Below are 16,202 nucleotides of genomic sequence, written 5' to 3' on the forward strand. Positions count from 1 at the left end.
TTAACCCAGTCTGTAAATCAAGCCTCCCTTCTTTTTTAACCCCGTCTATACTTTAATTTTTCTAATTTAAAAGTTTCCTGTGTCAGTTATCAACGACATGAAATAGTAGACAAAAAAAGGGGATGTACTATGAACGCGACAGCTGAACTGTATAAGTCAAAGAAAATTTCATGGGGCAGTATCATCGCTGGTGTTGTCACCGTGTTAGCCGTTTCTCTACTGCTTTCCACATTAGGCACAAGTCTTGGCCTCGCCATTGTCGATCCATTATCGGATGAACCGGCCAGCGGCGTTGGCACTACCGTTCTGGTGTGGTCGTCTTTATCCATCATCATCAGTTTGGCTGTGGGCGGATTTATTGCGGGGAGACTGGCCGCGATTGATGGCGTTATTCACGGTTTTTTGGTGTGGGCAACAACGCTGCTCGTTGCCGCCGTTCTGGGTGGAATGTTGATTGGCGGTACACTGAAAGCAACGGGTAGTGCGCTAGGCTCTGTCGCTTCTGCGACAGGCAACGCGCTGTCCGGTGCAGGCTCGGTGGTGGGGGGAGGCCTTCAAGGGCTGGCGAATCTCGGTTCTCAGGCATTTGGTAACATCGAACTGGATTCTTCATTACAGCCGGAAGAAATCACTCAGGACGTCGCCGATGCACTGCGTAAAAGTGATATCGATTCCCTCCATCCAGACTATATGAAACAACAGTTGGAGGCCGCGAAAAAAGACATTAGCACAGCGGTTAAAGCCATCGCGGTAAACGGCGAAGACAGTGAAAAAGTGATTCAGGAGCTTCTGGCTAAACTCAAAAAACGTGGCGAAGCATTAACTCAGGATGTCGATCGTGACAGCCTGACCAAAACGCTAGCGGATAACACCAGCCTGTCACAGGACGAAGTGAATAAAACCGTCGATAATCTGATTGCCGCGAAAAACAAAACCGCTGAGTTAGTGAATACCCGTTTGCAGGATGTCGAAGCCAGCATTGAGCAGGCAAAACAGCAGTATGAGGCGCTGAAACAAAAAGCACGTGAACAAGCCGCAGAAGCCGCCGCCGCAGGTGCGAAAGCCGCGCTGTGGTCCTTCTTTGCGCTGTTAATTGGTGCCATCGTCAGCCTGTTCTCTGGTCTATGGGGGGTTAAAACCAGCGCACGCTATCGCCACACTGCACAGGCGTAGGGATGAACGCCGCGTGATATTGTTCGTCACAAGACAGTAAAAAAACGGCCACGAAGATAACCTCGTGGCCGCTTTTATCAGATAAACACAACCTGACGTTATACTTCGATCTCTGCCTTATCGCCTTTCTCTTGCAGCCAGTTGCGACGGTCTTCCGAGCGTTTCTTCGCCAGCAGCATATCCATCATCGCCATTGTCTGATCCATATCTTCTTCGTTGATGGTCAACTGCACCAGACGACGAGTATTTGGATCCAACGTCGTTTCGCGCAGTTGTAGCGGGTTCATTTCGCCCAGACCTTTAAAGCGCTGTACGTTTGGCTTGCCTCTCTTACGCTTAAGCTGTTCCAACACGCCCGCTTTTTCCTCTTCGTCCAGCGCGTAGTAAACCTCTTTGCCCAGATCGATGCGGTACAACGGCGGCATCGCGACATAGACATGCCCACCCTGAACCAGCGCCCGGAAATGACGAACAAACAGCGCACATAACAGCGTTGCGATGTGCAGGCCATCGGAGTCCGCATCCGCCAGGATACAGATCTTGCCGTAACGTAGTTGGCTAAGATCGGTGCTGTCGGGATCGATACCGATCGCCACCGAAATGTCGTGCACTTCCTGCGAAGCCAAAACTTCATCGGAGGAGACTTCCCAGGTATTCAGGATCTTACCTTTCAACGGCATGATCGCCTGGAATTCACGTTCGCGCGCCTGTTTAGCCGATCCACCCGCCGAATCCCCTTCCACCAGAAACAGTTCCGTCCGGTTGAGATCCTGCGAGGTGCAATCCGCCAGCTTGCCAGGCAACGCCGGCCCGCTGGTCAGCTTTTTACGCACCACTTTTTTGGCGGCACGCATACGGCGTTGAGCGCTGGAGATGGCCAGTTCAGCCAACTGCTCCGCGGCCTGTACGTTCTGGTTCAGCCACAGGCTGAAAGCATCTTTCACAACGCCGGACACGAACGCAGCACATTGACGAGAAGACAGACGCTCTTTCGTTTGACCAGCAAACTGTGGTTCTTGCATTTTTACCGACAGCACGTAAGCACAGCGTTCCCAGATATCATCTGCGCTCAGCTTCACGCCGCGTGGCAGAATATTGCGGAATTCGCAGAATTCTCGCATCGCATCCAGCAGCCCTTGACGCAGACCGTTAACGTGCGTCCCGCCCATTGGCGTGGGAATAAGGTTAACGTAGCTTTCCGTCAGCAGCTCACCGCCTTCCGGCAGCCAGAGCAGCGCCCAGTCTACGGCTTCCGTATCGCCGGTAATCGAGCCCAGAAACGGTTTTTCCGGCAGCGTGATCAGGCCATTTATTGCCTCACACAGGTAGTCGTTCAGGCCATCCTGATAACACCAGCGCTGCTCGGTGTTATTCACTTTATCTTTGAAGATGATTTCCACACCGGGGCACAAGACCGCTTTGGCCTTCAGCAGGTGCGTCAAACGAGATACCGAAAAGCGTGCGCTGTCGAAGAACTTCTCATCTGGCCAGAAATGCACGCGCGTACCGGTGTTGCGACGCCCGCAGGTGCCTGTTACCGTTAGTTCCTGCACTTTATCGCCGTTTTCAAAAGCGATGTCATAGACCTGGCCGTCACGCTTGACGGTGACTTCAACACGGGTAGACAGGGCGTTCACTACGGAAATCCCTACGCCGTGCAAGCCGCCGGAAAACTGATAGTTTTTACCGGAAAATTTGCCGCCCGCATGTAGACGACAGAGGATCAGCTCAACGGCGGGAACCCCCTCTTCCGGGTGAATATCTACCGGCATCCCACGGCCATCATCAATCACTTCAAGTGACTGATCGGCGTGCAAAATCACATCAATACGGCGTGCATGACCCGCCAGCGCTTCATCAACGCTGTTATCTATGACCTCTTGTCCCAGATGGTTAGGGCGCGTGGTATCGGTGTACATTCCCGGACGACGGCGCACCGGTTCCAGTCCGCTGAGTACTTCAATCGCATCAGCGTTATAACTTGATTGAGCCATAGTTTGCGTTAATTCTTTGAGTTCAGTGAATGGTGTTTAACGAACCGCTTCGGCGATTCGTTTTTCAATGCATAGGTGGCGATTCAGTCTGTCGCGAGCCCTAGAAAATTCACAATGGGTGTGAAAAAGTGCTCAAATCCAACAAAGGCATGATTGCCCCCTGACTCCACAGTTTGACGGCAGGCCGTGTAATACGCGACTGCCTGACGATAGTCCAGAACCTCATCTCCAGTCTGCAACAGCAGCCAGAGCAAATCCGGCGATTCCAGTCGGTCAACCTGCATGACTTTCAGATCGTACACGTGCCGAGACTCTAGCACATATTGTTCGCCAGTGTAGGGGTTCTGATATTCCCCCAGATGGTCCAGCAATAGCTCAAACGGCTTCACAGCAGGATTCACAACCACGGCAGGCAGCATAAAACACTGAGATAGCCAGGTGGCATAATAACCACCGAGGGAAGAACCAACAATGCCCACGGGACGACCAGCCCGTTCAATAATCAACGATTCCATCATCTCGGCGGCCTCTGCCGGATAAGGCGGAAGCTGTGGAATCACCATGTCAATTTCAGGATGCTGTTCTGCCAGCCACGTTTTCAGCGCCGTCGCTTTCGCCGACTGAGGTGTACTGTTGAAACCGTGCAAATAAAGAAGCGTTGGCATTAGTAACCGTCCGAATCCATGTCAGGCAGGAATTCACTGCCCGACAGACGGTAGACCTCAGTTTCCAAACGACCATCCGGTAGCAGGTCCAAATAGCGCCATCCCGGTGACACGTTATCAATAGTGAAATTAGTACAGTGAGGTTTGAACTGCACGCAGGTCGACGGCGTTGCCAGCAGGCGGCGGCCATGCCAGTCAAAATCCATCTCCTGATGAATATGCCCACACAGCACGGTGTTCACCTGTGGATAGCGATCCAGTACCGCAGAGAGATTATGCGCGTTACGCAGACTGTGCTGATCGAGCCAGGTACAGCCGGAAGGATGCGGGTGATGATGCAGCAGCAGCAGCGTAAAGCGATCGGGCTGACTTTTCAGACTGCGCTCCAGCCATTCAAGCTGGTATTCGCTCAGCTCGCCGTGTGGGACGCCAAATACCTGACTGTCCAACAGGATGATTTGCCACTTGTCACCCAGCAGCACATGCTTGGACGGCGCAATACCGGCGTCAGCCAGCGCATCGACCATCGCGGGTTGGAAATCGTGGTTACCCGGAAGCCATACGCAAGGTGCAGGGATCTGCGCAATCCCGCGTGAGAAATGGTGATAGGCTTGCAGCGTATGATCCTGCGCCAAATCGCCCGTCGCCACGATCAAATCAAACACATCCTGCCGAGCCTTGATGGCATTCAGCACAGCGTGATAGCTACGATAGGTATTGATACCCAGCAAGGTTTCATGCTCGCCCGCAAAAAGATGGGTATCTGTTATTTGTAAAATCCTGACTCTGGCGCCACTCGCCACAGGCAGTGTTAACAGGCTTTCCAAATGGTGTCCTTGGTTACGTAAATCTGTCTCTACCCGTCATCTTTCAAATTGCAGAATATATCCATCATACTTCAAGCTGCATGTGCGTTGGCTTTCCTCGCTCACCCCAGTCACTTACTGATGTAAGCTCCCAGGGATGAATGAGAGACATATTGTCTCTCACCAGAGGTCAGCCTTTGGCTGCTCAAATTCGCCTTTGACGAATTTGTCACTGTGTCGCCGCCATCCTGCAACTCGAATTATTTAGGGTATACGTTGGTTTCCCTTATGGCTCAACGGTCACTTTCCTGCACGTTGAAATCTATTGGGTATCAAAAACCGGTATCGACATCGAACCATACGCCAAACAATATTTTAGCCAATCAGCAAGAAACTGATTAATTTGATGCTTCTCGTCACGTTGATGTAACTTCTTATTAGGATAATCATAACGTGCTTTGAAACGAAAGATCTGCTGGCTGGCACACACTTCCGCAACCAACGCATCATGATACAACCTAACACTCATCATTGGCAGGCTCCAATAGCTGACAGCAGGTGCCGTCTGCTTAATTTCTACCAATGAGGTATAGCGAGTAGATTCAAGAATCGTCAACTGGTAGACCGCATTATCGACGTGATAAACCGCGATTTCACCGACCTCATCAACTTTTGGCAGCAAACGCCGTAATTGCATGAAATTGGTTTCACATAACCTCATCATGGCAGGGAAATCCGGTGTATAACGTTTCATCAATTCAACCCACCCACGCGCGTTTGAGTTCTTCATGGTGCAACGCCAACCATTGCAAGGCAATGACAGATGCCGCGTTATCAACAATCCCCGCTTCAACCCATTGATAGCTCTGCTCGCGGCTCACCACATGGACGCGGATATCTTCATTTTCCTCCGCCAGACCGTGAATTCCTTTTGCCATACGAGTATCCACTTCACCCACCATCACCGCCAAACGTTCGCTCGTGCCACCGGGGCTGGCAAGGTAGTTGATTATCGGTCGGCAACGGCCAACCCTTAATCCAGCTTCTTCTTCTGCTTCACGCCGCGCCACCTCTTCGTGGCTTTCTCCTGGCTCAATCATGCCAGCCACCAGCTCAAACAGCCAGGGAGACGCGCTGGTGTCATAGGCAGCGATACGAATCTGTTCTATTAATACCACTTCATCACGTACCGGATCGTAAGGTAGCAACACAGCGGCATGACCACGCTCTAAAATCTCACGACTGACTTCACCGCTCATACCGCCATTAAACAGGCGATGACGGAAACGGTAACGCTCCAGCGAAAAAAAACCGTCGTACAGCGTTTCGCGTGCAATAATTTCTACATCATCTTTGGTAAAAGTAACGGGGCCGGATACGAAAGACGCCATGGCTGCACTCCTGTAACAAGTATTAATGGAATCCGGTATTGTATGGCGGAATCCGCTGTCATTATACTCGTCATTGTTTTTGAACGTTTATTAGGCATGACGTCCGCGAGGTAGGGCTATCCCCGCTCGTCGCATCAGTTTTCGGTGCCTTACTGAATAGCAAAACGTCACACTGAATCATCCAACGGGTCAATTTACCTGACCATTTGGATATATTCCGCTGAAAGATGGCACGTTCAGCTACCTTATCCTATTGGCAGATTCTGATAGAATCGACAATTATTCGTCTACAGACAGCGCTACCATCGCGAGATTGCTGCACAACAAGGAATGCAAATGAAGAAATTGCTCCCTCTTCTTATTGGTCTTAGCCTGGGTGGCTTTAGTGCCATGAGTCAGGCGGAAAACCTGTTACAGGTCTACCAACAGGCAAAAAGCACCAACCCTGATTTACGCAGTTCTGCGGCAACCCGCGATGCCGCGTTTGAAAAAATCAACGAATCACGCAGCCCCTTACTGCCGCAGTTGGGTTTAGGCGCTGACTATACCTATAACAAAGGCTACCGTGACAGCAAAGACGTCAATAGCAACGTCAAGGGTGCTTCACTGCAATTGACCCAGACGCTGTTCGACATGTCCAAATGGCGTGCGCTGACGTTGCAGGAAAAACAGGCCGGTATTGAAGACGTAACCTACCAGACCGCTCAACAGAATCTGATGCTGAACACGGCGACCGCTTATTTCAACGTGCTGCGCGCTATTGACTCGCTGTCCTACATCAATGCGCAGAAGCAGGCGATTTATCGCCAGTTGGATCAGACGACACAGCGTTTCAACGTTGGCCTGGTGGCTATTACCGACGTACAGAACGCCCGTGCCCAATATGACAGCGTGCTGGCCAATGAAGTGTTGACGCGTAACACGTTGGATAATGCGCTCGAATCACTGCGCCAGATTACTGGCAATTTCTACCCGCAACTGGCCGGCCTGAATATCGAACGTTTCTCTACCCAGAAACCTGAAGCCGTTAACAACCTGCTGAAAGAAGCCGAAAACCGCAACCTGAATTTGTTATCCGCACGTTTGAGCCAGGATTTAGCACGTGAGCAGATTCGTTCCGCCGAAACAGGCTATATGCCAACGCTGGATCTCACGGCATCGACGGGCGTGAGCGATACCCGCTATTCCGGTTCACGGACGAATAGTGGCAACTTCAACGACACCGACGCTGGGCAGCACCAAGTGGGGATTAACTTCACTCTGCCGCTTTATAGCGGTGGCGCGACCAATTCTCAGGTGAAACAGGCGCAGCACAGCTACGTTAGCTCTAGTGAACTGCTGGAAAGCGCACACCGTTCTGTTATCCAGACGGTACGTTCATCGTTTAACAACATTTCAACCTCCATCAGCAGCATTAATGCATACAAACAGGCTGAAGTGTCTGCACAAAGCTCTCTGGATGCCATGGAAGCCGGCTATCAGGTAGGAACGCGCACCATCGTTGACGTACTGGACGCGACCACCACGCTTTATAACGCCAAACAGCAGCTCTCCAGCGCACGTTATGATTACCTGATCAATCAGTTAAACATCAAGTCCGCGCAGGGCACGTTGAGCGAAGCCGATCTGCAAGTACTGAATGCGTCATTAGGTCAACCAGTATCAACGACGCCGGCCGTAACGGATAATAACGCTCCGCAGGCAACGACCGCCTCAATGCTGCGTTAATCTGTAGCCGCGTGACAAGTATCCGATACAGGGGAACCACGGTTCCCCTTTTTTATACCGGTATCTTTTCCACAAAATAACGTAATGCCATCAGAACGCTGGGGCCGTCTTCCTTCTTCATAAAGAGAAACGCTGCACGACTTAATGTATAGCAACGTAAAGACCCCCTCCGTTACACCTATTGCTGCTTTAAATTCAAGCAACGTTCCCCTATTCTTAGGCATACTTATTTGCTATTGGCCGTGATGCTTTGCTCTGGGATAAACACGATGAAACGCACAAAAAATATTAATCAGGAAACGTTCCGCAAGGAATGGCGAACGCACCGTCTGGCACCTGTTGCTTTGGCCGTCAGCGCTGTATTTTTCCTCGCGGGCTGCGAACAAACGGATGAAACCGTTTCCCTCTACCAGAATGCGGATGACTGTTCGTCAGCAAACCCGTCAATGGCAGCCCAATGCACTACCGCGTACAATAATGCGTTAAAAGAAGCGGAAAAAACGGCACCGAAATACGCAACAAAAGAAGACTGCGTAGCGGAATTCGGCGAAGCACAATGTACCCAAACACCTGCGCCTGCACAGGCCGGTATGGCAGCAGAATCGCAGCAAGGCGGCGGTATGTCCTGGATGCCGTTGATGGCCGGTTACATGATGGGCAGGATGATGGGGGGTGGTGCCGGTTTCGCACAGCAGCCGCTGTTCAGTCCAAAAACGCCAGCCAGCCCAGCCAATGGGCAATTCGTTGATGCAGCAGGTAAAAACTACGGCAACGCGACAACAGGCCGCACGATGACCGTGCCTAAAACCGCACTGGCACCAAAGCCTGCAACCACCTCGACCATCACGCGTGGTGGCTTTGGTGAAACCGTCGCGAAGCAAAACAGCATGCAGCGCAGCAGCGCCAGTTCAAGTTCCAGCTCTTCCCGTAGCATGGGCGGCTGAGGACGTATCGAATGAAGCGGATAGATATTACAGCGCGTCCTGACTGGCAGGAAAAAGCCACCGAATTTGGTTTTCGTTTCCACACCATGTACGGCGAGCCTTACTGGAGTGAAGAGGCTTACTACCAGTTCACGCTCGCTCAGATCGAAGAGCTGGAGGAAACCACGGCAGAACTGCATCAGATGTGCCTGCAAGTGGTGGAAAAAGTCATTAACAGCGACGCGCTGCTCGCCAAATTCCGAATTCCCAAACACACCTGGGAATTCGTTAGACATTCATGGCGCACCAATCAGCCCTCACTGTATTCGCGTCTCGATCTGGCGTATGACGGCAAGTCTCCAGCCAAGCTGCTGGAAAACAATGCGGATACACCAACATCGCTATATGAAGCCGCCTTTTTCCAATGGCTGTGGCTGGAAGATCAAATCAACGCCGGAAATTTGCCGCAGAATTCTGACCAGTACAACAGCATCCAGGAAAAGCTGATCGAACGCTTTGAAGATCTGAAGCTGAATCATGGCTTTGGCTTGCTGCATTTCGCCTGCTGTCAGGATACGGAAGAAGATCGCGGTACGGTGCAATATCTTCAGGATTGTGCGCTGGAAGCAGGTCTGCCGAGCGAATTTCTGTACATCGAGGAAATCGGCCTCGGAGAGAAAGGGCAGTTTACCGATCCTGAAAATCAGGTAATTAGTAACCTGTTCAAGCTGTATCCGTGGGAATTCATGCTGCGTGAGGTGTTTTCCACCAAGCTGGAAGATGCAGGCGTGCGCTGGCTGGAGCCAGCCTGGAAAAGTATCATTTCCAATAAAGCGCTGCTGCCGATGCTGTGGGAAATGTTCCCGAATCACCCCAATCTGCTTCCTGCCTACTTTGCGGAAGATGAACACCCCAAACTGGACAGCTACGTCATCAAGCCGCTGTTTTCACGCGAAGGGGCAAACATCCAGATCGTTGAAAACGGAAAAGAGATTGCATCAGCCGACGGCCCTTACGGCGAAGAAGGGATGATCGTCCAGCAATACCATCAATTACCGAAGTTCGGCGACAGCTACACGCTGATTGGTAGCTGGCTGGTGAACGATCAACCTTGTGGTATCGGCGTACGTGAAGATCGCGCCCTGATCACGCAGGATCTCTCGCGTTTCTACCCGCATACCATTCTGGATTAAGCAGAAAAATTGAAAGTAAGAAGGCACGATTTTCACCGTGCCTTCTCATTTCTAAAGCAAAGAGCAGATTAGCCCACCTGTACCGACAGCATACTCAGCGATCCCATTTCAAGCCCATCGACTGGAATACTTATCGCTTCTTTGCCGTCCCAACTTCCCAGCACATAAAGCAGCGGGAAGTAGTGATCGGGCGTCGGGTTAGACAAGGCCGCACCATCATGCTGCATAAAATTAACCAGCGGATGATCGTCTCCCTGATACGTCAGGTTATCACGCACAAATTGATTGAATGAAACAGCCCAAGGATACGGCTCTGCGTCACTGTCCCATTTCACCATCCGCAGGTTATGCACGACGTTGCCACTGGCCACAATCATAAAGCCTTCATCACGCAGAGCTGCCAGCTTGCGCCCTAATTCGTAGTGATACGCAGCAGGCTGCGTACCGTCCACGCTCAGTTGCACAACGGGAATATCCGCGTTCGGATACATCTTTATCAGCACGCCCCAGGAACCATGATCCAAACCCCATTGGCTTTGATCGGCAGTAACCGGATACGGTGCCAGCACCTGTTGGATTCTCGCCGCTAACTCAGGTGAACCGGGTGCTGGATACTGGGTATCAAACAGCGCCTGTGGGAAACCGCCGAAATCATGAATTGTGCGTGGTTTCTCCATCGCCGTCACAGCCGTGCCACGGGTATACCAATGGGCGGAAACAGCAATAATTGCCTTCGGATGCGGCAACGTCTCACCTAGCGTTTGCCATGCCTGAGTATAAGTATTACTTTCCAACACGTTCATCGGGCTACCGTGGCCGAGGAACAGTGCAGGCATCCGGGAAGTGTTGTTCATAATCATATCCTCTGAAAGATGTCAGCGAGCGTGCAGCCGCACGCGATGGCCTTACTTTACGCGCTTTATGACAGAGAAAAAGTCAGAGTTATGTGATGGAGAACATCAATTAATTTGACAGGTGTGGCACGGCAAGAAAAACTACCGACAAGGGATAAGACTCGCAAAAGACCAGATTAAGCAGAGCGACCTTTTATAGTATTTCCTAAGCATCGCTTCACACTGACCGTTAAGCCGCGTTCTTTCATAAAAAGCGTCGTGGACAGTCATTCATCTTGCCTGCCCCATAAAGCAAAACCCCGCCGAAGCGAGGTTTCATGATGAAGGGCGTTGACCGTTAAGCCGCGTTCTTTCATAAAAAGCGTCGTGGACAGTCATTCATCTTGCCTGCCCCATAAAGCAAAACCCCGCCGAAGCGGGGTTTTATGATGAAGGGAGTTGACCGTTAAGCCGGGTTCTGTCGTGGACAGTCATTCATCTAGGCCAGCAATCACTCACTGGCTCAAGCAGCCTACCCGGGTTCAGTACGGGCCGTACCATGTGAACCCCTATTTGGCCTTGCTCCGGGTGGAGTTTACCGTGCCACGAACTGTTGCCAGTCGCGCGGTGCGCTCTTACCGCACCCTTTCACCCTTACCTGATCCCACTTGCGTGGGCCATCGGCGGTTTGCTCTCTGTTGCACTTGTCGTAGGCTTGCGCCTCCCAGGCGTTACCTGGCACCCTGCCCTGTGGAGCCCGGACTTTCCTCCCCTCCACCTGTCTCCCCCGAAAGGGACGGCAGTGAAGCGGCGACTGTCTGGTCAACTCCGGCGCGGATAATAGGACAAATTGTCCTACTTGTCATCTTCCGATTCGCCGCCACCTTCCTGTTCCAGCCCATAGCGATAAAGCGCGTTTTTCTTCACGCCGTGAATCTCTGCCGCCAGCGCCGCCGCTTTCTTCAACGGCAGCTCGCCGCGTAATAGCATTAGCGTGCGCAGCGCTTCGGAGGACAAGGCGCTCTCATCCACCTGATGCCCCTCGACAATCAGCACCATTTCCCCTTTGCGGCGATTCTCATCTTCTTTCACCCAGGCAAGCAATTCGCCCACAGGTGCGCCATGAATCGACTCCCAGGTTTTGGTAATTTCGCGTGCTAACACCACATAGCGTTCAGCCCCCAGCACCTCACAAATATCCTGCAAGCTATCCAAAAGGCGATGAGTCGATTCGTAGAAAATCAGCGTGCGGGGTTCTTCCTCTAGCTCACGCAGCTTATCTTTACGCCCTTTGGTTTTGGCTGGAAGAAAACCTTCATAGCAAAAACGGTCAGACGCCAGACCGGACGCAGAGAGCGCCGTTATAGCCGCACAAGCACCCGGTAGCGGAACAACACGAACACCCGCTTCGCGGCAGCGCCGAACCAAGTGGTAACCAGGGTCGTTAATCAGCGGCGTGCCTGCATCCGAAACCAGCGCGATACTTTGCCCTGACTGCAATTTAGCCAGCAGCACATCCGCTTTTTGTTGTTCGTTATGGTCGTGTAATGCGAACAGTCGCGCATTAATCGCAAAATGTTGTAACAGCAGACCGGTATGGCGGGTATCCTCTGCGGCGATCAGATCAACGCTCGCTAATACCGCCAGCGCACGCTGCGTGATGTCGCCCAGATTTCCGATTGGCGTGGGGACAATGTAGAGGGTAGATGCAGAAATATCTGCTTGTTGGTCTTGATTCATTGTTTCATCCGGGTTGCCGATTTAATATTGAGCATCTTTAAAAAAAATCACTGGATACAGTATGCTTCCCTTTCATTTCGTCCGTACCCAGGCAGGGCGTGTTATCCCAGTTTTGTTAGCAGCACTGTTTCTCGCAGGCTGTCCAAGTCACGCACCGCAGAGCCCATCACCCGAGGTTCAGGGCAAAGCCGACGCATCATCCGATTATTATCTGCAACAGATGCAGAAAAGTAGCGATAATAACAAGGCTGACTGGCAATTACTTGCTATTCGTTCCCTGCTACAGGAAGGGAAAGCGCCTCAGGCAAGCCAGCAGTTCAACGCGCTGCCAGAAAAACTGAGCGCGGCGCAGAAGCAAGAGCAACAGCTACTCAGTGCAGAACTGTCCGTCGCCCAGAACAATATGGATGCGGCTAAAGCCGCGCTGAGCCAGCTTGATGTGGGCGCACTTTCCGATCAGCAGAAACAGCGTTATTACCAGACGAAGATCAAAACAGCGCAAGGGCGTCCTTCCATTGAGCTGCTGCGCACCTATATCGCTCAGGAGCCGCTGCTGAAAGGCGACGAACATCAGATGAACCTCGATCAGACCTGGCTGGCCTTGACGCAAATGTCACCGCAGGAGTCCAGCTCGCTGCTGATTAATGCGAATGAAAACGTGCTGCAAGGCTGGGTCGATCTGCTTAATAACTATCAGGATAACCGTACTTCTCCCGATCAGTTGAAGAGTGCGATTCAGGATTGGCAAACCCGCTATCCGCACCATCCTGCTGCAAAAACGCTCCCTACGCAGTTGAATCAGGTCATTAACTACCAGCAGTCATCGGTTAACAGCATCGCATTGCTGTTGCCACTCAATGGTCAGGCGCAGGTTTTCGCCAATGCTATTCAGCAAGGCTTTAACGCGGCAAAGAATGGTCAGATAGTCACCGCCCCCGTATCTGCTCCTGCCGCACCGGCAACAGATCCGACACAAAACGGGCAGGTCACGCCATCATCGGATGGGCAGAGCACTCAGTCGCCTGCGCCATACAGCGATCAGGCGGTAGCATCAACGACACCAACACCGGAAGCACAGGCGACAAGCGCAGGGCTGTCCAGTTCGCTACCGGTAAAAGTGTATGACACCTCTTCACAACCGCTGGCCAATATTCTCACGCAGGCACAGCAAGATGGGGCATCGCTGGTCATCGGTCCGCTGCTGAAAAATGAAGTGGATCAGTTGGCGAACAGCCAGTCACCGCTGAATATTTTGGCACTGAACCAGCCGGAACATGTCGAAAATAGCCCCAACATCTGCTATTTCGCCCTCTCTCCAGAAGATGAAGCCAGAGACGCAGCAAAATTTATCCACCAGCAGGGTAAACAGCAGCCGCTGGTCTTAGCCCCTCGCGGTGCGCTGGGTGACCGTATCGTCAACGCCTTTGCTCAGGCCTGGAACCAGCAAAGCGGCACCAGTTCTCTACAACAACGTTTCGGCAACACGGCAGAGTTAAAACAGGCCATCAATAGCGGTGCAGGCTTAAGCCTGAACGGTCAGCCTGTTAACGTCTCGCAACCGCAGGCACAGCCGGGCACCACTATCGGCGGCCTGACCATCCCGTCACAGGTTCAACCAACAACCAGTTCGTCCGTCAGTGGCAATATTGATGCGGTCTATATCATCGCAACGCCAGACGAGCTGGCGCTGATTAAACCGATGATCGACATGCGCACCACTTCACGTGCACGTCCGGCACTCTATGCCAGTTCACGCAGCTTTCAGGCTGGATTAGGCCCTGACTTCCGCCTCGAAATGGAAGGTTTACAGTTCAGCGATATCCCACTGCTCGCCGGCGCGAACCCGGCATTGATGCAGCAGGTAAGTAGCCAGTTTAAAAACGATTACTCATTAGTCCGCCTATATGCAATGGGGATGGATGCCTGGACGCTCGCCAGCCGCTTTGGTGAAATGCGCCAGATTCCAGGCCACCAGATTTCCGGTGCAACAGGCATGTTAAGCTCAGGTCCGGATTGCACTATCAACAGGCAGTTAACCTGGCAGCAATACCGTCAGGGCCAGTTGGTGCCCGTTCTCTGAATCAACGAGCGGCTGGCGCAGTTTACGAACAACAGGCTCGGCGCTATCTTGAACGCGCAGGCCTAACCTTCACCGCCGCAAATGTTACGCTACGTGGCGGCGAACTGGATTTGATCATGCGCGATCGCCATATTTGGGTGTTTGTCGAAGTACGCTATCGGCGCAACGCACATTTTGGTGATGCGGCAGCCAGCATCACCCGACGCAAACAACAGCGGCTACTGCATGCTGCCGCCGTGTGGCTGGCACAACGAGGTGCCAGTTTTGACACGGTGGATTGCCGTTTTGACGTACTGGCAATTACGGGCGAGCAGTTCAACTGGATCCCCAATGCCTTTGCTGCACAGGGATAATACATCCTTGATGAATTTCAATTTACGTAGGTTAACTCAACGTGCTGGATAGAATAAAAGTTTGTTTTACCGAGAGTATTCAAACGCAGATTGCAGCGGCAGAAGCCTTGCCTGACGCCATTTCCCGTGGCGCAATCGCGATGGTGCAGTCTCTGCTGAACGGCAACAAGATTCTGTGCTGCGGTAATGGAACGTCGGCAGCGAATTCGCAGCATTTTGCCGCCAGCATGATTAATCGCTTTGAAGCCGAGCGTCCCAGCTTACCGGCCATCGCACTTAATGCGGATAATGTGGTCTTAACTGCGATAGCGAATGACCGCTTGCATGAAGAGGTCTATGCCAAGCAAGTCAGAGCGTTAGGTCAAGCGGGGGACGTATTACTGGCCATTTCAACCCGTGGTAACAGCCGCGATATTGTTAAAGCCGTAGAGTCAGCCGTTACCCGCGACATGACGATTGTCGCGCTGACCGGCTACGATGGCGGAGAACTGGCCGGGCTGCTCGGGCCGCAGGATGTGGAAATTCGCATCCCGTCACACCGCAGCGCCCGTATTCAGGAAATGCACATGCTGACAGTAAATTGCCTGTGCGATTTGATTGATAACACACTTTTTCCACACCAGAACGATTGAAGGAGCACTACATGAGGATAAGTTCTGCATTTGCCGTGCTGTCTATCGCCCTGCTGCTACAAGGCTGTGTCGGGGTTGTTGCTGTTGGCAGTGCCGTGGCAACCAAAACGGCCACTGACCCGCGCACTGTAGGCACGCAGGTTGACGATGGCACACTGGAAGTCCGCGTGACGAATGCAATCAGCAAAGACGAGCAGTTGAAAAAAGATGCCCGTATCATTGCGACGGCTTATCAAGGGAAAGTATTGTTAACAGGGCAGGCACCAAGCACCGAAATGGCAAGCCGGGCTAAGCAAATTGCCCTCGGCGTGGAAGGGGCTGCCGAAGTCTACAACGAAATACGTCAGGGTACTCCGGTTTCAATGGGAACCGCCTCCATGGATACCTGGATCACCACCAAAGTTCGCTCACAAATTTTGGCAAGCGACACGGTTAAATCCTCTAACGTCAAAGTCACAACGGAAAACGGCGAAGTCTTCCTGTTAGGCCTGGTGACACAGCGTGAAGGTACCTCCGCCGCAGAAATCGCCAGTAAGGTCGGCGGTGTGAAACACGTGACAACGGCCTTTACCTACCTGCAATAACACTTTGTCTCTTTGCGTTTTCGATGTATTAAAAAAACCGCTGATATCTTCATCAGCGGTTTTTTGTTTTCTGCTCTTTTTATCCTGGTTCGGGGAAACGTATCTTT

General features: G+C 52.1%; 15 protein-coding genes and 1 other RNA gene. 8 read left to right on the forward strand and 8 right to left on the reverse strand.

Translation table 11 applies throughout. From position 1 onward, the window contains the following. Positions 1-129 precede the first annotated feature (129 nt). Positions 130-1,173 (forward strand): AAA family ATPase, encoded by a 1,044-nt coding sequence (locus KP22_RS15040; protein ID WP_039304134.1) that lies wholly within the window; start codon positions 130-132, stop codon positions 1,171-1,173. Positions 1,174-1,271: 98 nt separating this feature from the next. Here the strand turns inward: KP22_RS15040 and parE are convergent, their stop codons facing one another. The 5 genes from parE to nudF all read right to left on the reverse strand — a co-directional run bounded on the left by parE (position 1,272) and on the right by nudF (position 6,029). Beyond that, the gene (gene parE, locus KP22_RS15045) at positions 1,272-3,167 is read right to left on the reverse strand and encodes a DNA topoisomerase IV subunit B (RefSeq protein ID WP_039304131.1); all 1,896 of its coding nucleotides are present in this window, start codon (positions 3,165-3,167) and stop codon (positions 1,272-1,274) included. Between the two features lie 83 nt (positions 3,168-3,250). Continuing rightward, entirely contained in the window at positions 3,251-3,832 is a 582-nt protein-coding gene (yqiA, locus tag KP22_RS15050) for an esterase YqiA (protein WP_039304128.1), read from the reverse strand. Next, entirely contained in the window at positions 3,832-4,659 is an 828-nt protein-coding gene (gene cpdA / locus KP22_RS15055; protein ID WP_039325074.1) for a 3',5'-cyclic-AMP phosphodiesterase, read from the reverse strand. The genes yqiA and cpdA overlap by 1 nt, the downstream gene beginning before the upstream one ends. Before the next feature lie 301 nt (positions 4,660-4,960). Continuing rightward, on the reverse strand, positions 4,961-5,392 hold the full coding sequence (locus tag KP22_RS15060) for a DUF1249 family protein (RefSeq protein ID WP_039289649.1): 432 nt from the start codon (positions 5,390-5,392) through the stop codon (positions 4,961-4,963). 4 nt (positions 5,393-5,396) lie between these two features. Then, a complete protein-coding gene (nudF, locus tag KP22_RS15065; protein WP_039304122.1) occupies positions 5,397-6,029 on the reverse strand; it encodes an ADP-ribose diphosphatase in 633 nt (210 codons plus the stop codon). Positions 6,030-6,365: 336 nt separating this feature from the next. Here nudF and tolC point away from each other — a divergent pair, with 336 nt between their 5' ends. The 3 genes from tolC (at position 6,366) to KP22_RS15080 (ending at position 9,873) form a co-directional block, all read left to right on the forward strand. Further along, positions 6,366-7,757, forward strand: a complete 1,392-nt coding sequence (gene tolC, locus KP22_RS15070; RefSeq protein WP_039304121.1) for an outer membrane channel protein TolC — start codon at positions 6,366-6,368, stop codon at positions 7,755-7,757. Between the two features lie 269 nt (positions 7,758-8,026). Then, positions 8,027-8,701: a DUF1190 family protein gene (locus KP22_RS15075; RefSeq protein WP_010280216.1), complete on the forward strand. Its 675-nt coding sequence runs from the start codon at positions 8,027-8,029 to the stop codon at positions 8,699-8,701. Between the two features lie 11 nt (positions 8,702-8,712). Further along, positions 8,713-9,873, forward strand: a complete 1,161-nt coding sequence (locus KP22_RS15080) for a glutathionylspermidine synthase family protein (RefSeq protein WP_039304116.1) — start codon at positions 8,713-8,715, stop codon at positions 9,871-9,873. A gap of 68 nt (positions 9,874-9,941) precedes the next feature. Here KP22_RS15080 and ygiD read toward each other — a convergent pair whose 3' ends face one another. The 3 genes from ygiD to rsmI all read right to left on the reverse strand — a co-directional run bounded on the left by ygiD (position 9,942) and on the right by rsmI (position 12,446). Then, positions 9,942-10,727, reverse strand: a complete 786-nt coding sequence (gene ygiD, locus KP22_RS15085; protein WP_039325075.1) for a 4,5-DOPA-extradiol-dioxygenase — start codon at positions 10,725-10,727, stop codon at positions 9,942-9,944. 430 nt (positions 10,728-11,157) lie between these two features. Further along, positions 11,158-11,536, reverse strand: an RNA gene (rnpB, locus tag KP22_RS21310) — RNase P RNA component class A. 25 nt (positions 11,537-11,561) lie between these two features. Continuing rightward, positions 11,562-12,446, reverse strand: a complete 885-nt coding sequence (gene rsmI, locus KP22_RS15095) for a 16S rRNA (cytidine(1402)-2'-O)-methyltransferase (protein WP_039325078.1) — start codon at positions 12,444-12,446, stop codon at positions 11,562-11,564. 61 nt (positions 12,447-12,507) lie between these two features. Here rsmI and KP22_RS15100 point away from each other — a divergent pair, with 61 nt between their 5' ends. From KP22_RS15100 to dolP, 4 genes are read left to right on the forward strand one after another with little or no spacing between them, the layout of a single operon-like run. Then, positions 12,508-14,526, forward strand: a complete 2,019-nt coding sequence (locus KP22_RS15100) for a penicillin-binding protein activator (protein WP_039325080.1) — start codon at positions 12,508-12,510, stop codon at positions 14,524-14,526. Further along, positions 14,523-14,879, forward strand: coding sequence for a YraN family protein (locus KP22_RS15105; RefSeq protein ID WP_189339592.1), 357 nt, complete (start codon positions 14,523-14,525; stop codon positions 14,877-14,879). The genes KP22_RS15100 and KP22_RS15105 overlap by 4 nt, the downstream gene beginning before the upstream one ends. A 41-nt stretch (positions 14,880-14,920) precedes the next feature. After that, positions 14,921-15,511: a DnaA initiator-associating protein DiaA gene (gene diaA / locus KP22_RS15110; protein WP_005975525.1), complete on the forward strand. Its 591-nt coding sequence runs from the start codon at positions 14,921-14,923 to the stop codon at positions 15,509-15,511. An 11-nt stretch (positions 15,512-15,522) separates the two neighbouring features. Further along, entirely contained in the window at positions 15,523-16,095 is a 573-nt protein-coding gene (gene dolP, locus KP22_RS15115) for a division/outer membrane stress-associated lipid-binding lipoprotein (protein WP_039304102.1), read from the forward strand. The last annotated feature ends 107 nt before the right edge of the window (positions 16,096-16,202 follow it).

Origin of the sequence: Pectobacterium betavasculorum, from assembly GCF_000749845.1 — a bacterium.
Taxonomy (GTDB): Bacteria; Pseudomonadota; Gammaproteobacteria; order Enterobacterales; family Enterobacteriaceae; genus Pectobacterium; species Pectobacterium betavasculorum.

Coding starts and splice junctions, on each gene's coding strand:
- KP22_RS15040 (WP_039304134.1), top strand. CDS start 130: ATGAACGCGACAGCTGAACTGTATAAGTCAAAGAAAATTTCATGGGGC.
- parE (WP_039304131.1), bottom strand. CDS start 3,167: ATGGCTCAATCAAGTTATAACGCTGATGCGATTGAAGTACTCAGCGGA.
- yqiA (WP_039304128.1), bottom strand. CDS start 3,832: ATGCCAACGCTTCTTTATTTGCACGGTTTCAACAGTACACCTCAGTCG.
- KP22_RS15060 (WP_039289649.1), bottom strand. CDS start 5,392: ATGAAACGTTATACACCGGATTTCCCTGCCATGATGAGGTTATGTGAA.
- nudF (WP_039304122.1), bottom strand. CDS start 6,029: ATGGCGTCTTTCGTATCCGGCCCCGTTACTTTTACCAAAGATGATGTA.
- tolC (WP_039304121.1), top strand. CDS start 6,366: ATGAAGAAATTGCTCCCTCTTCTTATTGGTCTTAGCCTGGGTGGCTTT.
- KP22_RS15075 (WP_010280216.1), top strand. CDS start 8,027: ATGAAACGCACAAAAAATATTAATCAGGAAACGTTCCGCAAGGAATGG.
- KP22_RS15080 (WP_039304116.1), top strand. CDS start 8,713: ATGAAGCGGATAGATATTACAGCGCGTCCTGACTGGCAGGAAAAAGCC.
- ygiD (WP_039325075.1), bottom strand. CDS start 10,727: ATGAACAACACTTCCCGGATGCCTGCACTGTTCCTCGGCCACGGTAGC.
- rsmI (WP_039325078.1), bottom strand. CDS start 12,446: ATGAATCAAGACCAACAAGCAGATATTTCTGCATCTACCCTCTACATT.
- KP22_RS15100 (WP_039325080.1), top strand. CDS start 12,508: ATGCTTCCCTTTCATTTCGTCCGTACCCAGGCAGGGCGTGTTATCCCA.
- dolP (WP_039304102.1), top strand. CDS start 15,523: ATGAGGATAAGTTCTGCATTTGCCGTGCTGTCTATCGCCCTGCTGCTA.